Source organism: Akkermansia sp. UBA7090 (assembly GCF_002493465.1).
Taxonomy (GTDB): domain Bacteria; phylum Verrucomicrobiota; class Verrucomicrobiia; order Verrucomicrobiales; family Akkermansiaceae; genus Akkermansia; species Akkermansia muciniphila_A.
On the sequence record NZ_DKYW01000030.1, the window covers coordinates 1 to 15,979 of the forward strand.

A 15,979-nucleotide genomic window follows, 5' to 3' on the forward strand; every position below is an offset into this window, starting at 1 on the left:
CAACGCCGGCGTGGCCAGGAGTTTCTAGGAACAATTCTTCAGTAATACCTGAAGTCATCAAGGAAGTAAGGAGGGGGGCGTTTTCCGCGCAGGGCGCGGGAGGCGTCCCCCTCTGATTGATGGGCGATCGTCGGCATGATGACGATGTTTTGCCGGCCCCGGATGGCGCTCTCTTCTTGACGCGGACCATGAAACAGACGAAGGCGGGAAAGAGGTCTTCTTTTGACGAAGGCCAAAGCGTCTCTTTTCATGTTCCTTTTGCCATGCGCTACCTCTTCCGGATGGAGGCCGGCGCAGGGGGAACAGGGGCTTTCCCTCCGGAGAACGGAGCGAAGTTCCAGGAAACATTGCTTAAAGGCCCCGTGCCGCGCACCTGGAACAACCCGCCGGCCAGAAGGAAGACGGGGGAGGTAATCAGCCCCGGCAGGCCACGCAGCCCCAGCTTGAAATCTGAATTGACCTGCAGGTCGGAAAGCCGTACCCAGCCCCCGCCCTCCAGAGACATGTTGCTTCCCTGGGCCGCGAAGTTACTGGTGCGCACATAACCCTTTTCAATGGAAAAATCGCAATCGGCCCTGGATATCTTGTAATTGATCAGATGCCCCAGTCCCGGAATATAATTGGAGAGGGCTTCCCCCAAAAATCCGAACAGGGGAATTTCCACCAGGTCTCCATGCACCAGGGCCGCCTCCCCCTTCGCCTGAATAGAATTCATGTTGCCGCCTCTGGATGAAAATTCAATGGCGCCGTGCACAGTGGCTTTCTCCATCTTCTTGTCATAGGATTTCCCAATGGACGCCAGGTTCATATCCTGGAGTACAAAGGAACCGTTCAGGGCATCACCATCGTCAATCTGCGCCAGCACACGGCCCGTAAAGGAACCGTCCCAGATGGTTCCCTTCATCTTGTCCACAACCACCCACTGCGGAGAAAGCAGCACTTCTCCCTTTGTTTTTCCGAGGTCCAGCGTAGTACCCAGCAAGGGATAGCGCACGCGCCCGGCGGAAGCGTCAAAGCGGATGCGCCCCTTCATCAGCTTCATGTCGTCCCCCATCGGGAACATGCCGCCGCCGGAAAGCGTTACGGGCCGTGTAAAGACGAACTCCTTCAATACCCTGGCGGCGCTATCGGAAAACATCCGCAGAGTATAGCCGGGATAGGCCTGTCCCTCCAGGCCAAGCACTTCCACCGTATCCTGCACAAAACGGAAATCTATGCTCTTGGCCTTGAGCGTGCATTCCGAAGGACCTCCGGACAATCCGGCGGAAGACAGGTAATTCCCATTGGAAACCACAGTCGTCACATTGGTCAGCACCAGCTGGTCCGTCACCAGATGGGCATCCGCCCGGGCGGACTTCAAATCCACCCCTTTGTAGCGCGTGTTGGTTGCGGAAACAGTAGCCTGCAAGTCGTAAGCCTTTTCCAGATTGTACAGGCCCAATGTCCCCTGGAAAGAAAGTTCCAGGCCGGAATCCTGGCGGAAGGAAAAGCGGCTCATTAAAAAGTCGTCATCCTTTATGCTCAACAACTGGTCTATCGTTTGCAGCGGAACCGTGGACTGCCCCATGATAAACATCTGACCGTCCAGAAAACCGTTGGCGAATAACTCAAAAACGCCCTTCTCCATTTCTATCCGGCAGTTTTGCACAAAAAGCTGGTTGGGACGGTATTCCGCCTCCACATCCGCCGTCTTAACGGAAACCTTGTTCCAAGCCAGGTTTTCCGCATGGATGCGCGCGCGGACCAGCGTCGGCTCCACAGGCTTGCCCTCCGGAATATCCAGCCTGCCGTGAACCCATAAAACCGCTTTTTCCGGAAGTTGCAAATTCTCAGGAACAGGAACCGAATTCCCGGCCAGAGTCACCAGCAGTCCAGGTTCCAGATTCGATTCCATCGTAAAAACAAGGTCAGTGCCCAGGTAGCTGCCTTCCAGCCTCACCCGGCCGTCATTCCGCACCAAGTCCAATTGGGTGACGTTAATGGAACGGCCGATCAATTCCGCCCTGGCCGCAGCGGAAACAAATTCCACCCCCTGGTAAAAGACATCCGTCACGGAAGCCTCAATCCGGAGGCGGTCCACCCGGAGCGGCCCTTTCCAGCCCTTCCCCATATCCACGGAACCGTACACCTTCAATTCCGGGTCTCCCCTGATTTCCAACGTTGGCGGCAGTTTCGCATCCTCCGGCGCAAGAGAGCGGGCCATGCCCAGCATCGCATTCATGGGCAATGTGCTGTGCACGTCTATCTTGATTTCCCCGTCCACTCCCATCACTTTGCCGGAAAAACTGCCTCCGGGATGCCTTATGTCCAGGTCTGTTACATAGAAATTACCGTTTTCGTAACTGAAATCGCAGGAAGCCCTCTGGAATTTTTCCCCAAGCACGGAAAACGCACCCAAGGAACCGGCCCCTAAAACATTCAGATGCTCCACGCCCTCCCAGTTTTCCGAAAAAACCGCACGCCCGGATAGTTGCACATGCGGCTCGCTCAGGAACTTCATTTCCCGCGGCACCAGAGCTTCATCAACAATAGCCACCGCCCAGGAAACCAGCGGAGCCGTACTGCGGACATCCCAGATCAGCGTGCGCTTTTTCAAATCGGCCTGGAGGGAAAGGCTGACGAAACCGGCCGTTTCCGCATCCCGCATGGTAAAACGCTTGGCCATAATGACGGAATCCGCATAATCCCCGCTGAACAGAAAATCCTTGAGCATGATTTTTCCGTACCTGAGGGAAGGCGCCTGCAAATCCATGCCCACACGCACGCCGCCTTTCGGATCGTCGCTTAAATTGACAATCAGGCGCGGAGGGGATGATTCAGGCCACTTCACCCGGTCCATGTAATTCAGCGCCTGATTCAACTGTTCCCTGACGGCGGCCATGTCCTGAGCCGTCAGCGTAAAGTCGCCGGAATCATCCTGCCCCATGGAAAATGCCCCCTGGGCCGTCACCCGGATGCCCTGCACCACGGCATCCGCATTGACGATGTCCACCATGCCGGGACGCTCCAGATTCAGTTCCGCGTTCACCCCCGTTACGGAAAAAACTTTTTCCGGATTCCCTGCATCTACGGGCAGGGTGACGTCCATCCCCTTCACATTCACCCGCTCCGGCACTACTTGCCCGTCTATCAGTTTTTTCCAATTCAGCGCCACATCCGCCTCATGCAGCAAAACTATGGGCCGGCGCGTTTCCGGCGCAGCCTCCGGATCCAGCAACTCCACGTTTTTCAGTGTCACGACGGCACGGGGCCACAGAGCAACCTTCAGCGTCCCTATATGGGAAGGGATGCCCTTTTCCAGAAGAACCTGTTCCACCCGCTGCACGACGAAGGAGGGCACCCCCCAGATGGAAATGCAGCATACGCACCCCAGCAACAACGCCCCCAGCAAAATAATCACTGTGGGAATCAGCCCCTTAATCCATCTCATAAATGTCCGCTGAGCCATAAGCCTTGTCTTCTTTGCACAGGTGCTTCGGTACGCTACCTTAAAAGAAGAGACATTGCACCATCAATTTGTGTTGCCTATTTATTTTACGGCACCGGAAATGATGTCATCCGCCTTGAACATCCCCGCGTTTCATCCAGTCAAACACTTTACAGGCGGAAAGCCGCTCTTACTACCCCAGACAATCATGAACATTACCATTCACCGGGCATCCACCCGTGGTCATGCCAACCACGGATGGCTGGACACATACCACACGTTCAGCTTCGCCAATTATTTCAACCCGGAACGCATGCAATTCGGAGCTCTGCGCGTACTCAACGACGACACTGTTCTCCCGGAAGAAGGCTTCGGCGCCCATCCGCACAAAAATATGGAGGTGGTTTCCATCCCTCTACAAGGAAAACTCCGCCACGGAGACAGCCTGAACAACAGCCACACCATTACCCGCGGAGAAATTCAGGTGATGAGCGCCGGAACGGGCATCCTGCACAGCGAATTCAACGACAGCCCCACGGAACCATTGGAATTCCTGCAAATATGGATTATTCCGGACAGAGTCAACGCGCCTCCCAGATACCGGGATTACAACATTGCTCCCCTGCTGAAACACAATGAAATTTCTACCTTCCTGGCCCCGGAAACGGATATTTCCATCATGCAGCAGGCCTGGTTTTCCTGGGCGGAGCTGGACAGGGGCATAGAACGGGAATACCAATTCAAGGGAAGGAACACGGGCATATACATCTTCGTGATAGAAGGAGAAATAAAAATAGGAGATGCAGTATTGCACAGTCGGGACGGAGCCGGAATTACGGATACGGAAACCGTCTCCATGGAAGCCCTTCAGAACTCAACCGTTCTGCTGATGGAAGTAGCCGTCTGATTTCTGCGGACTGCCCGGCTTTCCGGTTGCGTTGCCTTACCTAGGCGGCAGTTTTTTTACGCCTCGCCGCTCGTTCTTTTGCCGTGCAGGAAATGGCCTATCCTCCACCCCAGCTGCACCAGTCCGTAGCACAGTCCACCCAGAACCACGCTGGAAACAATCCAGCCCGCTGCGAATTCCAGGCTTACCATGCCGATGCTCAATCCGCCAAACGGCTCCCAGGACCACTGTTGAACTCCCGCTTTCAGCATCTCCCAGTTCGCTCCGGACGTAGGGAGCCCCAAAACCGAAAAAAGAAACCATCCCAGCCACCATTGAGCGGGAATGGCAAAAAAGGTAAAGCCGGGGGGGGAAAGCCACGCCATCAGAATGGCTACGGGAATATTGCCCTTGCGCCACAGGCAGGCGAAAACGCCCCACAGGCTCTGCATGGGAAGCGGGGCAATCGCTGCGGCAGCCCCCCAGGCGGCGCCCGTCGCTACGGACTGCCTGTTCCACGACCAGTAAACAGAATCAAAAACCCTGGCGGAAAGGAACTTGCTGGTCCACGATTTTTTGCGTACCTCCGTCAGCAGGTAAAGCCTGACTCTGCGCATCAATTGCCTGTAGCGGTGTTCCATCCGCCGCAGAATCTCCTATAAACCAGCCTTGAATCAATCGTAAAATGCTCCAGTACGGGGAATGCCGCATTTTTACGCCCAAATGTCTTTCCGAGTTCGGTTTTTCTTGATTCTTCATACGGTTTCATGAAATACCTGCGTTCACATCTTTTTCCGAATCATGAGCAAGCAACGACTCGATATCCTTCTGGTTTCCCGCAATCTCGTAGAATCCCGGGAACTGGCCCAGCGGCTCATCATTGCCGGAGAAGTGAGCGTGGGGGGGCATCCCTCCACCAAGCCCGGTCTCAAGGTCAATGAAGACGCGGATATCGCCATCAGAAACCGTCCCCGCTATGTCAGCCGCGGCGGCCTGAAAATGGAAGGAGCCCTGAACGCCTTCCCCGTTTCTGCGGAAGGCAGGGTCTGCCTTGACATTGGGGCTTCCACAGGAGGCTTCACGGACTGCCTGCTCCAGCACGGAGCCGCCAGAGTGCATGCTATAGACGTAGGAACCAACCAGCTCGTCTGGAAACTGCGTCAGGACCCCCGCGTCATTGTGAAGGAAAAATTCAACGCCCGCTACATGACTCCGGAGGATATTGGGGAACAAGTGGATCTGATCGTTTCCGACGTCTCCTTCATCTCTCTGAAAAAAATCCTGCCAGCCGCCTTTCCCCTGCTGAAAAAAGGAGGAGACGCCCTGGTGCTCATCAAGCCCCAGTTTGAACTTCAGCCGGAAGACATAGGCCCCGGCGGCATCGTCCGGGATCCGGCTTTGCACCAGCGGGCAGTGGACTCCATACGCACTTTCGTCACGGAGGAGCTGAACCGTTCCTGGATGGGGTGCGAACCCTCCCCTATCACGGGAACGGACGGCAACCATGAATTTCTGGCATGGCTCAAATAGCTGCAGCCTTTTACTGTCCGGAAAAATCCTTCAGGCACCGTGGAAGGGGTCAACAGTTTCCCACAGACCTGTTGCCATCCCATGATTCCACATCAAAGTCTACCCTGCCTGCCCCTTGCTCAAAATTTGAGAATACCGGTATTTTCCGCTGGTAGGGAATATTCCTCTGATGCACAGGTGACTGGCACAAATCCTACCGGGAACCTCAAAGAAGCAACAACACACCTCAGACGTGATGAAAAGAGACTTTCACCATTCTCATTGAATCCACGTTGAACATTCACCGAGGCACTCCTTTGGGCGACCGGCTCGACGTACGAAATTCAGTCTTCCCTACATACACCCTCCGAACACCAGGTTCCGCACATTCATCCCTGAAACGTACTTCCAGCTCGTAATTCTTGTTATTGCGAAGGTGTTCGAAATACGTTAGCAATAAATAAGCTTCCTTGATGGAGACTTCATGCTTTTCTCCCGGCTTCAACGTAATGAAACGTATCTCGTCCGCAGCCCGTTCAAGCAAATACAAGGGTCCATAACGGGCTTTTGGAGTCTCTATTTTGCCCACCATGTACCCATATCTCTCCCCTCCCTCTTTTCCCCATATTTCGATGTCGATATTAGGTCCATATTCCTTGAGGGGATAGAAGTCGTCGAACAGGCGAACGGTCTTTTCTCCCTTGTTCGTGAACACCAGTTTGAAGTCAGGGAACGTCTATCTTGCGTCAAACCGGGTCTTTTCCATCACCACGGAACATTCCACTCCGTTGTCGGCCATGTCCCCCCATGCAACCGCATGGAGGGACAGGCTTGCCAGAAGTCCTAAAAACTGGAAGATTTTTTTCATCACAGCACGAGCTTGAATATTCACCGAGGCACTCCTTTGGGCGACCGGCTCGACGTATGAAATGCTGCCTTCCCTACATACACCCTCCGAACACCGGGTTCCGCACATTCATCCCTGAAACGTACTTCCAACTCGTAGTTCTGATCATTGCGAAGACGGTCAAAATACGTCAGCAACAGGTAAGCTTCCTTGATGGGGACTTCATGCTTTTCTCCCGGCTTCAACGTAATGAAGCGCATCAAAGCCGCTACCTTTTCGAGTTTATACCCTGGTCCATAACAGGCTATTGGAGTCTTTATTTTGCCCACCATGTGCCCATATCTCTCCCCTCCCTCTTTTTGCCATATTTCGATACGGATATTAGGTCTAGCCTCTCTCCTAGGTTCAACAAACCGTACAATAGGATAAACATCGTCGAACAGGCGAACGGTCTTTTCACCCTTGTTCGTGAACACCAGTTTGAAGTCAGGAAAAGCCTCCCTCGCGTCAAACCGGGTCTTTTCCATCACCACGGAACATTCCACTCCGTTGTCGGCCATGTCCCCCCATGCCGCTGCATGGAGGGACAGGCTTGCCAGAAGTGCTAAATACCGGAAAATTTTTTTCATCACAGCGAGAGTTTGGCCGTCGCCCGGAAAGTCCCCAGGAAATGAGCTGGCTTCCACAAAGGAAAAATCCTCCCTCATCGAATATAAGCGAGGATATTTTAATCATTTGTTAAGGCTTAGTACAGAATTTTGTCTCTCCCTTGTATGTCCTGCGAACTCCCGGTTCGCCGCGCTCATCCATGTACTCCACTTCCAGCAAGTAGGTTTCTCCCTTGGACAAACGCAGCGTCTCAGGGAGAAATTCCACCAGCAAGTAAACGTCCTTAATGGGGACTTCGTGTTTTTCTCCGGGCTTCAAGGTAATAAACCGGATGTCCTGAAACATCGGGTTAACGTGGTAGGCTCCCAGATACGAGCCAACTTCTTTCTTCTCCTTCCCTGTTTGTTGGCTCCAAAGTTTTATCATGATATGAGGACCTAAAGTTGGATCAGGATAAAAACCATCATAAAGCCGGACAGGCTCTTTTCCTTTGTTAGTAAAAACGAGCGTAAAATCCCGTAGCCTGTCTCTTACGTCAAAGAAAGTTTTTTCCATCTTGATGGTGCATTCCAGGCCGTTGTCCGCCTGATCGCCCAGGGCGGCACCGGCCAGAAACACGCCAACCAACAAATTGACGAAGAGACAGGCTTTATTCATGCTTTAATAAAGAAACATTTAGTTTTCTTCACCGTTGACCGGGGGAAGGGAACACACAGGTTCCGTTACTCCCGGCACCGTGACGTTCCGGGGAACCCGGGTCCAGCCGTTGGCATCCGCTAAAGCGATAACACTCCTGATCGCTTCATTCAAGACTTTTTGCCCTGCACAATAAGGACGGCTATTCGCATCATCCGGAAGTTTTTGGACATAGTCCCAGACTTCTTGTTGGAATTTCTTCTCCCAATCGGTAACGGCCTTCTTCATCGCTTCCAATGCCTGGTCCATATCCGGGTATTCCTTGCAGGAGACGCTTTCCTTTTCCAGTTCCCTTTCGCCTGAATAGGCGGCATTTCCCATATAACCTCCATGGAAAGAAGAAGCTCCCGCTTTCCTTCATCCCATAAAAAACGCCGCCTTTCCACGAAACCGGGAAAGACGGCGTTTCCGTTGCTACAACGTAATAAAATTAAAGCTGGGAAGCGGCTCCCTTGTCCAGAAGGAACTTGGCGTTCGGATGCTTCTGAAGGTAGGAGGCGGCCACCTCCACCGTCACAGGCCCCTGAACAGCCTTCTTCACGATGGACGCCTTCTTTTCTCCCCAGGCCATCAGAGCCACTTCACGAGCGCCCATGATGGTAGCCACGCCCATAGTAATGGCGGTGGTGGGAACATTTTCAATACCGCCGAAAGCGGGAGCGGCATCGGAACGGGTCAATTCGTCCAGATGAACCTGCCGGGTAATGGTGGTGTCATCAGAGCCGGGTTCGTTAAAGCCGATATGGCCAGTCCGGCCAATGCCGAGAATCTGGAGGTCAATACCGCCGCAGTCCTTGATCTTTTGTTCATAGGCGGCGCAGTGGGCGGCAATTTCATCATCCTTCACCGTGCCGGAGGGCAGATTGATGTTTTCCGGCTTGATGTCGATGTGGTTGAAAAGGTTGGTGTGCATGAAATACCAGTAGGACTCCGGATGGTCACGATCCAGGCCGCTGTATTCGTCCAGATTGAAGGAAATGACGTTGGCAAAGGAAAGGCCTTCCTCTTTATGCATGCGAACCAGTTCCGCGTAAAAAGGCAGCGGAGTGGCGCCCGTGGCAAGGCCGAGAACCACGTTTTTGCCTTCAGCGGCGCGCGTACGGATCAATTCCGCAACTTCTCCTGCCAAAGCCTTGGCAGCATCCTGGGGAGTTTCAAAAGTTTCTACTTTCATAACGCGCCCTATTTTACTGCGTTTCTGGGCATTTTCAACCGAAATAGTCCCGGAATGATGCACGGCGGCGCACTTGCGCAAAAAATCCCCGGGTACGGAGGCCTCTTCCCTTTCCCCATCCGTTCAGGAAACCGCCCGCATTACCCTTGAACTTTCCCCCCCGATCATGTATTGCCTTTCCTGACATGGCAGGTTTGATTATTTCTCCAAGAGCACGTATTTTTCAAGGACACGACTGGGTTTACGGCACGGAAGTGCGCAAGGTCTTCGGCAACCCGCAGCCGGGGGACGTCGTGGCCCTGAAGGATTTCAAGGACCGCTTTCTGGGTTCCGCCATGTTCAATCCCCATTCCCAGATCGTCGCCCGGCGTTTCTCCCGCCGCAAACAGGAACTGAACGGAGATTTCTTTTCCAGGCGCATCAGCCAGGCAGTGGAACTGCGCCGCCGTCTGCTTCCGGAAGAAACTCTCACCCGGCTCGTCTGGAGCGAATCCGACGGGCTTCCCGGCCTCATTGTGGACCGTTACGCGGATTATCTGGTCGTCCAGACGCTGACGATCGCCATGGAACGCCGCCTCCCCATCATCCTGAATGTTCTGGAAGACCTTCTTTCTCCCCGCGGGATTATTGTCAGGAATGATTCCCCCATGCTGGCGGCGGAGGGGATTGCCCCCTCCGTCCGGGTGGCGCGGGGGCAGCAACCAGAACCTTTTGCCGCACGCAGCGGCAGCGTGCAATTCATGATTGACCTTCAGACGGGACAAAAAACCGGCCTGTATCTGGACCAGCTTGACAATTACGCCGCCGTAGCGCGCTTCGCCCGCGGACGACGCGTGCTGGACTGCTTCTGCAACCAGGGCGGTTTCGCCCTGGCCTGCGCCCTGGCCGGAGCTTCGGAAGTAACGGCCGTGGACGTTTCTCAGGACGCTATGGACGCCGTAGCGCGGAACGCCTGCCTGAACGGAGTCTCCGTGCAGTGCGTCACGGATAATGCGTTCGACTTCCTGAAAAAGGAAGCGGCCCTCGTCCGGGACGGAGGAGAACACAAATGGGATTTGATTATCCTGGACCCTCCCTCTTTTACCAGAAACAAAAAATCCGTGCATGACGCCATGCGCGGATATAAGGAAATCCACCTCCGCGCCATGAAGCTTCTGGCCCCGGGAGGCATCCTTTCCACCTTCTGCTGTTCCCACCACGCCGGAGCGGACCTGTTCCGAGAGAGTGTGCTTGACGCCGCCATTGACGCTCCGGCCACCCTGCGCCTGATGCAGCAACATGGTCAAAGAGCGGATCATCCGGTTTTATTGAATATTCCGGAAACGGAATACCTGAAGGGGTTCACTTATGAACTGCTTCCCGGAAGATGATTTCATGATAATAACAACCACCATTCCTTCCGGCCCGATATTGTCAAAATGAGGTAAAAATATAATGCTGTTTCCATTGAATAAAAACATTGTTCCCATGAAAAAATACTTGCGTATCCCCTTTTCCTCCACTATATTGCGCCCCGAGCAGGTGAGCGCTCGTTAAAAAAGCTCTCTGGATCTTAACCGATCCAGTTTCATAGGGTAGTTGGGGCGCCCCGGCCGTTTTACGGTCGGGGCGACTTTCTTTTTCAGGGAATGCCTGGAATTGCATCTTTTCAATCAGGCGGTTTTATAGTAGGGTTCATGAAAATAACCCACATTTCCCTTCATGCATCCTGCTGTAGAACAAATCCGCCAGTACCTGCAATTGATCGCTCTGCAATTCGTGCAACACCCGGAACAGGCGGAATTGCGCGTTGCGGAATCCCCGCAGAGAGACGCCGTCCGCTTCCGTTTGATTCTGGAAAAAACGGACGTGGCCCGCATCATCGGCCGCAATGGAATGACGGCCTCCGCCATTCGCTCCCTGGCGAAGGCGGCCGGGGAAAAACACGGCATCAAGGTCATTGTGCACATGCTTTCCCATGAGGAAGCGGCCGAACAGCCGTAAGCGGCGCTCCTGCACCTACAATTCCACATCCAGCACCAGGGCCAGAAGGTTAAATGGAGCCGGAGTCTCCACACGGAGGGCAAAGGAAGACTGCTCATCCATACCATAGTTGTGGATCATCCGCACATAGCCGGAGTAAGGTTCGGAAACACCGTACCTGCCGGGCTGGAAATCCTTCCATGCCTCCGGGGCCCCCGTTCCGTAGCGGAATTTCAGGGTGCTTTCATGAAGCAGGACGCGCGCACCTAGCTGCTTTTTAAAGCGACCCAGCGTCTCAAGCGTTTCCAGGGGCATCGTCCTTACTTCCGCCGGAGCGGCCAGACCTACGGAGACTGCTTCCCCATCCCCTCTTCCGGGACAGGCGGCATTTCCGTTCCCGTCAACGCTGATATCCATGCATGCGCCGTCCCCGCCCACCAGAAAGGCGCCGCATCCCGCCAAATGGCTCAGGCCGGACAGCGTTCCCCCCTTCACGACAGCCTCCGTGCAGGCATCCAGGCAGGCATTCCCATCCGCCATGCATTCCACCGTAATGCAGGCCTCATCCCCCTCCCCGCGCGCCACGGCAAACCATACTTCCTCATCCGGTGTGTTGCGGGAACCGCGCAGGGATGCTACGGACAAAATACGGCCGTGTTCCAAACGGTGCGCATGCCACGCCACAACATTCTGCTCCCGGTTCAGGGTCATGCATACGGCGCTGCCGTCACCCAACACGCACCAGACATGGAACGCCGTGCTCCTCTGCACAGTCCAGTCCACAATTCCCTCCGCCAGCAGATGGTCGGACAACAGGCTCACATCCCTTGTCTGGTAGCCGTCAGCCTCCAGAGAATAAAATAATTCCCGGACCTTCATCCCACCCTGCTGCACAAAAAGAAGGCTGTTTTCTACAGACAGGGCATCCAGGGAAGCGGAGCCCACTCCGGAATGACGCTCAAATCCGGCGTTAGAGGCATTCAACCCTTCTGAATTGGTGGCGGACAGACGCCATTCCCCCTCGCTGGTGCCGATCATCAGCCCCCGGAGGGAAGATATCCAGGAAATGCGGTTCTGCTGGGAAGCCGCCATGGTCAGAATCATGGGGGAATCCGCCGGAATGCCGGGCGTAAACGCGGAAAAATCATCCACCCTGCTGGCCCACAGCGTCTGGGGCTGCCCAGGCGTGCCACCGAACCACAGCCGCCCCTGATGGAACTCTACCGTGCACGGATAACCGTTCCGGACCCCGAACGCACCAAAGGACCAGTCATTGGTATCACAGTCACTCAGCGTATGATAGGACAGATGAAGGGCGTTCGCAAGATAGGCGCTGCGCGGGGAAACATACTCCTCCACCACCACTTCATGATTGAAGGAGCCGGCAGCGGCACGGAATACGGGCGTTCCCGCAGAGGTCTCGCCCTTGTACGCCATGAGGCGGATTTTGTAATAGGACATTTCCTCTTCATTGCCGCTCAGGGTGAAATTATTACGGAACCCCTCCCTCTGCTGGAAGCTCTTCACGGAATGCCACACCAGTTCCGGACGGTTGGGAAGGTAATTGGAACCGTCCGGATATCCCCGACAAATTTCCCATTCCGCATCCCAGGTCCCCGTCGTCTCCAACGTCCACGCGCCATTGACATAAACGCGGGTACTGGCATCGGCCCCTTTTTCAAAAAAGGCCGTGTAACGCTCCGGGCGGTCCACTCCTTTCAGGTAGTCGCTTTCCCGGCTGAAATCGCGGATGCAGGTATAAGCCTGCCTCCAGCCATCCTCCCGGTTCATGGAAAAAGTTTCTCCCTTGTAAAGGTCCCGGTCCAGAGTCGTTAAATGGTAAAAAGGCATCTGGGTTCCCTCCGCCACGGTTTCTCCATATTTCCTGGTGATGCGCAGAAACTCCTTTCCCTCCATTTCCGGAGTGAATACATCATCGTCCGCCGTCGCCAGCAGTCTGTTGGCGCTTCCCTCCCGCACCATGCGGCATTCCAGCCGCACGGCATTCAGCAGGGAACTCTCATAAGGCATGCCGGAAAACTCCAATGCTTCCAGCCGCCAGTCATCGTCTGCGTAGCGGGCCAGCGTCATAGGCGGCGTAGAAGGTTCCACGCAGTAAATCACGTCATTCAGCTGCTGCATCCGGAGGTTGCTTACCTGTTCATCCGTCTTCCACGGAGTAAGCGTTTCCTGCGCCCCGCCTTCCGCATCCGTCAGAGGAGCGCCATTCTTAAAATACCGGATATAGCCGCGCCCCACTTCCAGCATAAACTGCACGCCCGTGGAGTACTTGAAGGAAACCAGCCTCACCATGCCCTCCCGGCATCCCGCGCGGGCGACCAGGCGTGTTCCCGGCCTGCGCCGGAGACCGCCGAAGGGGCTGACCAGAAAATTGATCAGCCGGGAGGCACCGCGGGACACGGGGTCCAGGTCGGCGCGTCCGGCCAGCCACGGGGTCAGCTCCCCGGCCGTAAAACTGAGCCGCTGCAATACTTGTTTTGCCATATTCCCCACCACGAAAGCAGAGAGGGGCAAAAAACGTCAACACGCCTGAAAGGTTTTTCCGAAATGCATCCCGGGGCTCAAACTCCAGCTACAGGGCAATCGCCCACAGAACCTTCAGATAACGGCCCTCCGGATAAGTGCTCAGGAAAGGGTGGTCCCAGCCGGGGCCGGTCATCGCCATAATCTGGAGCTTGCGCCCCTGCCGCTGGGCGGCCTTGATGACGGTATGCTCAAACTCCGCGGGGGAAAGCAGCCCGGAACAGGAACAGGTGACAAACAGCCCGCCGGGGCGCACGCATTGCAGCCCCAGCATATTGAGATCATGGTATTTCTTGATACCCTCTTCATATCCGTCCCTGCCGATGATGAATTTGGGCGGGTCCAGCAGCACGGCATCAAACAGGCGGCCGTTGCGCACCATCTGGCGCGCATAGACAAAGGCATCCGCATGCACGAAGTCAATGCGCTGACGGTTGATATTTCCGTTTCTCTTAGCCATGGCGACGGCCTTTTCATCCAAATCCACAGCCGTTACCTCCGCCGCTCCGCCCAGCATCTTGGCGGCAATGGAAAAGCCGCCGCTGTAGCAGCACAGGTCCAGCACCGTGGCCCCCTTCACCAGAGAGGCGAACTTGAGGCGGTTGTCACGCTGGTCACAGAAAAAGCCCGTCTTGTGTCCCTGGGCGAAGTCCACTTCGTAGGTGATGCCGTTTTCCACAATCTTCACCAGCCTGACGGGAGCCGGGGATGCCGGTGCCTCCTCCGCCCGGATGCCCTCCATGCGGGCAATGCCCTCATCCACCTGCACCACATGGCGCTTTGTGCCGCACAGACGGTGCAGCAGGGGCAGCCAGCGGTCCAGCCTCTGCCAGACGGCCAGAGTACTCACCTCCAGGCTCAGCACGTCCGCGTAACGGTCCACCACCAGGCCGCCCAGGCCGTCGGAATCTCCGTGCAGCACACGGTACGCATTCGTGGTCTCATCCAGGCGCAGAACTTCCCGGCGCAGCTTCACGGCGCGTTCCAGCGCGGCATCCAGATCCCGTTCGGCAAAAGCGTCCTTCCCGTGGTGCACCATGCGCAGGGGCGTGCGGCTGGCCTCATTCCAGAATCCGGCGCCGAACAATTCACCATTCTTGTCATAGACGTTTACCAGGCTACCCGGCGCTATTTCCCCGCTTACGGAGCCGAGCATGCGGGGGAACACGGCCGGATTGTATGTGAAATACTTCAGCTCCACCCAGGGCTTGAGCCATTGCTCGCTCCCTTCCGGCGACTTGTTGGCAAAAAGGTTCTTTTTGGGAGCCGTGCGCGGACGGCCCGGCTGGGAACGGCGGTCCCGGTAAACGGGTCTGGGGCGGGAATCATGGGAATTGCGGAAATCGTTCATGAAATGCTGGAGAGAAAGGTTGGATCTGCGGCATAGCGGGCCACGGCCATGTCGATGGCCTCTTCATACGCCCTCACGGGCTGCTTCATCAGGGAAGAGAGCCGTTCGCAGGACATGGCGGTATGCCGGGGCCGAGCATCCCTGAAACCGGCCTGTTCGTCGAGCTTTTGTTCCGCCACGGGCGGCAAAGAAGGCAGCAACCCGTGCTTCACGGCGCATTTCAGTACGGTTACGGCATAACTGTGCCAGGAAACAGGCTCTCCGGACTGGCACAAATGCAGCACGCCGGAAGCCCCGCTCTCATAAGCCAGAAAACGGAGCCATGCGCACAAATCTTCCACCCATGTGGGCATGGACCATTTGTCCGCCACGGCGGCCAGGGGCTCCCTTTTCATCGCCCGCCGCAGCACCATTTCCGGGAATGAAGGCCGTCCCGGATTGCCGAATACCCAGGAAACGCGGGCCACCAGAGCATCCGGCATCTCCTCCCGCACACGGAATTCCGCCTCCAGCTTGGACTCCCCGTACACATTCACGGGACGGCACTTCCCCTCCTCCGTTTTCAGGCCTTTCCTCCTGCCGTCCAGCACATAATCCGTACTCAAATGGATAAAGCGCATACCCTCCAGGCGGCAAATGCGCGCCATCATCTCCGGAGCCATGGCGTTGACGCGGTGGGCCATCTCCGGATCATCCAGGCAGGCTTCCAATCCGCTCACAGCGGCGCAATTCACCACATGAGTGGCTCCGGAAGAAAGCAGAACACGTTTCAACGCGCTTAAATCCTTCAAATCACAAAAGCCCCGTCCGCACTTCACCACCTCCAGGCCATGTTCTTCCAGATACGCTGCCAGACGGCTTCCCACCCGGCCGTCCGCTCCGAACACCAATGTTCTGTACATGACGCAGAGCTTAGACGTTTCCCCCTCCAAAATCCAATGAAAACCTTTTTTCATCGTGACAAAAGATGGAAA

The 15,979-nt window shown here is 55.6% G+C and carries 16 protein-coding genes; 4 read left to right on the forward strand and 12 right to left on the reverse strand.

Going from position 1 to position 15,979, the window contains the following annotated elements:
- Nucleotides 1-38: 38 nt before the first annotated feature.
- Entirely contained in the window at nucleotides 39-251 is a 213-nt protein-coding gene (locus B3075_RS09750; protein ID WP_290488318.1) for a hypothetical protein, read from the reverse strand.
- A 17-nt stretch (nucleotides 252-268) separates the two neighbouring features.
- The gene (locus B3075_RS09755) at nucleotides 269-3,430 is read right to left on the reverse strand and encodes an AsmA-like C-terminal region-containing protein (protein WP_290488317.1); all 3,162 of its coding nucleotides are present in this window, start codon (nucleotides 3,428-3,430) and stop codon (nucleotides 269-271) included.
- 205 nt (nucleotides 3,431-3,635) lie between these two features.
- On the opposite strand from B3075_RS09755, the gene B3075_RS09760 reads away from it, so the two are divergent.
- Nucleotides 3,636-4,334 (forward strand): pirin family protein, encoded by a 699-nt coding sequence (locus B3075_RS09760; protein ID WP_290488316.1) that lies wholly within the window; start codon nucleotides 3,636-3,638, stop codon nucleotides 4,332-4,334.
- A gap of 56 nt (nucleotides 4,335-4,390) precedes the next feature.
- Here B3075_RS09760 and B3075_RS09765 read toward each other — a convergent pair whose 3' ends face one another.
- Entirely contained in the window at nucleotides 4,391-4,930 is a 540-nt protein-coding gene (locus B3075_RS09765; protein ID WP_290488315.1) for a DUF2062 domain-containing protein, read from the reverse strand.
- Between the two features lie 184 nt (nucleotides 4,931-5,114).
- Here B3075_RS09765 and B3075_RS09770 point away from each other — a divergent pair, with 184 nt between their 5' ends.
- Nucleotides 5,115-5,843, forward strand: coding sequence for a TlyA family RNA methyltransferase (locus tag B3075_RS09770; RefSeq protein ID WP_290488314.1), 729 nt, complete (start codon nucleotides 5,115-5,117; stop codon nucleotides 5,841-5,843).
- 280 nt (nucleotides 5,844-6,123) lie between these two features.
- Here the strand turns inward: B3075_RS09770 and B3075_RS09775 are convergent, their stop codons facing one another.
- The 6 genes from B3075_RS09775 to nagB form a co-directional block, all read right to left on the reverse strand.
- Nucleotides 6,124-6,537 carry a hypothetical protein gene (locus tag B3075_RS09775; RefSeq protein ID WP_290492083.1) on the reverse strand — a complete coding sequence of 138 codons (414 nt, stop codon included), beginning with the start codon at nucleotides 6,535-6,537 and terminating at the stop codon, nucleotides 6,124-6,126.
- A gap of 21 nt (nucleotides 6,538-6,558) precedes the next feature.
- Nucleotides 6,559-6,714, reverse strand: a complete 156-nt coding sequence (locus B3075_RS09780; protein ID WP_290492084.1) for a hypothetical protein — start codon at nucleotides 6,712-6,714, stop codon at nucleotides 6,559-6,561.
- Nucleotides 6,711-7,376: a hypothetical protein gene (locus B3075_RS09785; RefSeq protein ID WP_290492085.1), complete on the reverse strand. Its 666-nt coding sequence runs from the start codon at nucleotides 7,374-7,376 to the stop codon at nucleotides 6,711-6,713. Before B3075_RS09785 ends, B3075_RS09780 begins: the two co-directional genes overlap by 4 nt.
- 31 nt (nucleotides 7,377-7,407) lie before the next feature.
- Complete coding sequence (locus tag B3075_RS09790; RefSeq protein ID WP_290488311.1) at nucleotides 7,408-7,935, reverse strand: hypothetical protein; 528 nt, start codon at nucleotides 7,933-7,935, stop codon at nucleotides 7,408-7,410.
- An 18-nt stretch (nucleotides 7,936-7,953) separates the two neighbouring features.
- A complete protein-coding gene (locus B3075_RS09795; protein ID WP_290488310.1) occupies nucleotides 7,954-8,223 on the reverse strand; it encodes a hypothetical protein in 270 nt (89 codons plus the stop codon).
- A 181-nt stretch (nucleotides 8,224-8,404) separates the two neighbouring features.
- A complete protein-coding gene (nagB, locus tag B3075_RS09800) occupies nucleotides 8,405-9,148 on the reverse strand; it encodes a glucosamine-6-phosphate deaminase (protein WP_022198221.1) in 744 nt (247 codons plus the stop codon).
- Between the two features lie 185 nt (nucleotides 9,149-9,333).
- On the opposite strand from nagB, the gene B3075_RS09805 reads away from it, so the two are divergent.
- Together B3075_RS09805 and B3075_RS09810 are read left to right on the forward strand one after the other, a co-directional pair.
- Nucleotides 9,334-10,518, forward strand: a complete 1,185-nt coding sequence (locus B3075_RS09805) for a class I SAM-dependent rRNA methyltransferase (RefSeq protein WP_290488309.1) — start codon at nucleotides 9,334-9,336, stop codon at nucleotides 10,516-10,518.
- Between the two features lie 331 nt (nucleotides 10,519-10,849).
- The gene (locus B3075_RS09810) at nucleotides 10,850-11,131 is read left to right on the forward strand and encodes a KH domain-containing protein (RefSeq protein WP_094136228.1); all 282 of its coding nucleotides are present in this window, start codon (nucleotides 10,850-10,852) and stop codon (nucleotides 11,129-11,131) included.
- Between the two features lie 15 nt (nucleotides 11,132-11,146).
- Here B3075_RS09810 and B3075_RS09815 read toward each other — a convergent pair whose 3' ends face one another.
- The 3 genes from B3075_RS09815 to B3075_RS09825 form a co-directional block, all read right to left on the reverse strand.
- Nucleotides 11,147-13,615, reverse strand: coding sequence for a hypothetical protein (locus tag B3075_RS09815; RefSeq protein ID WP_290488308.1), 2,469 nt, complete (start codon nucleotides 13,613-13,615; stop codon nucleotides 11,147-11,149).
- Between the two features lie 88 nt (nucleotides 13,616-13,703).
- Nucleotides 13,704-15,005 carry a class I SAM-dependent rRNA methyltransferase gene (locus B3075_RS09820; protein WP_094136230.1) on the reverse strand — a complete coding sequence of 434 codons (1,302 nt, stop codon included), beginning with the start codon at nucleotides 15,003-15,005 and terminating at the stop codon, nucleotides 13,704-13,706.
- Entirely contained in the window at nucleotides 15,002-15,907 is a 906-nt protein-coding gene (locus B3075_RS09825; RefSeq protein ID WP_290488307.1) for an SDR family oxidoreductase, read from the reverse strand. The genes B3075_RS09820 and B3075_RS09825 overlap by 4 nt, the downstream gene beginning before the upstream one ends.
- Nucleotides 15,908-15,979: the final 72 nt, after the last annotated feature.

Excerpts from the sequence above, each read along its gene's own strand:
- B3075_RS09805 (WP_290488309.1), top strand. The coding sequence starts at position 9,334 with ATGGCAGGTTTGATTATTTCTCCAAGAGCACGTATTTTTCAAGGACAC.
- B3075_RS09785 (WP_290492085.1), bottom strand. The coding sequence starts at position 7,376 with ATGAGGGAGGATTTTTCCTTTGTGGAAGCCAGCTCATTTCCTGGGGAC.
- B3075_RS09790 (WP_290488311.1), bottom strand. The coding sequence starts at position 7,935 with ATGAATAAAGCCTGTCTCTTCGTCAATTTGTTGGTTGGCGTGTTTCTG.
- B3075_RS09825 (WP_290488307.1), bottom strand. The coding sequence starts at position 15,907 with ATGTACAGAACATTGGTGTTCGGAGCGGACGGCCGGGTGGGAAGCCGT.
- B3075_RS09795 (WP_290488310.1), bottom strand. The coding sequence starts at position 8,223 with ATGGACCAGGCATTGGAAGCGATGAAGAAGGCCGTTACCGATTGGGAG.
- B3075_RS09815 (WP_290488308.1), bottom strand. The coding sequence starts at position 13,615 with ATGGCAAAACAAGTATTGCAGCGGCTCAGTTTTACGGCCGGGGAGCTG.
- B3075_RS09765 (WP_290488315.1), bottom strand. The coding sequence starts at position 4,930 with ATGCGCAGAGTCAGGCTTTACCTGCTGACGGAGGTACGCAAAAAATCG.
- B3075_RS09810 (WP_094136228.1), top strand. The coding sequence starts at position 10,850 with ATGCATCCTGCTGTAGAACAAATCCGCCAGTACCTGCAATTGATCGCT.
- B3075_RS09755 (WP_290488317.1), bottom strand. The coding sequence starts at position 3,430 with ATGAGATGGATTAAGGGGCTGATTCCCACAGTGATTATTTTGCTGGGG.
- nagB (WP_022198221.1), bottom strand. The coding sequence starts at position 9,148 with ATGAAAGTAGAAACTTTTGAAACTCCCCAGGATGCTGCCAAGGCTTTG.
- B3075_RS09760 (WP_290488316.1), top strand. The coding sequence starts at position 3,636 with ATGAACATTACCATTCACCGGGCATCCACCCGTGGTCATGCCAACCAC.
- B3075_RS09750 (WP_290488318.1), bottom strand. The coding sequence starts at position 251 with ATGAAAAGAGACGCTTTGGCCTTCGTCAAAAGAAGACCTCTTTCCCGC.
- B3075_RS09820 (WP_094136230.1), bottom strand. The coding sequence starts at position 15,005 with ATGAACGATTTCCGCAATTCCCATGATTCCCGCCCCAGACCCGTTTAC.
- B3075_RS09770 (WP_290488314.1), top strand. The coding sequence starts at position 5,115 with ATGAGCAAGCAACGACTCGATATCCTTCTGGTTTCCCGCAATCTCGTA.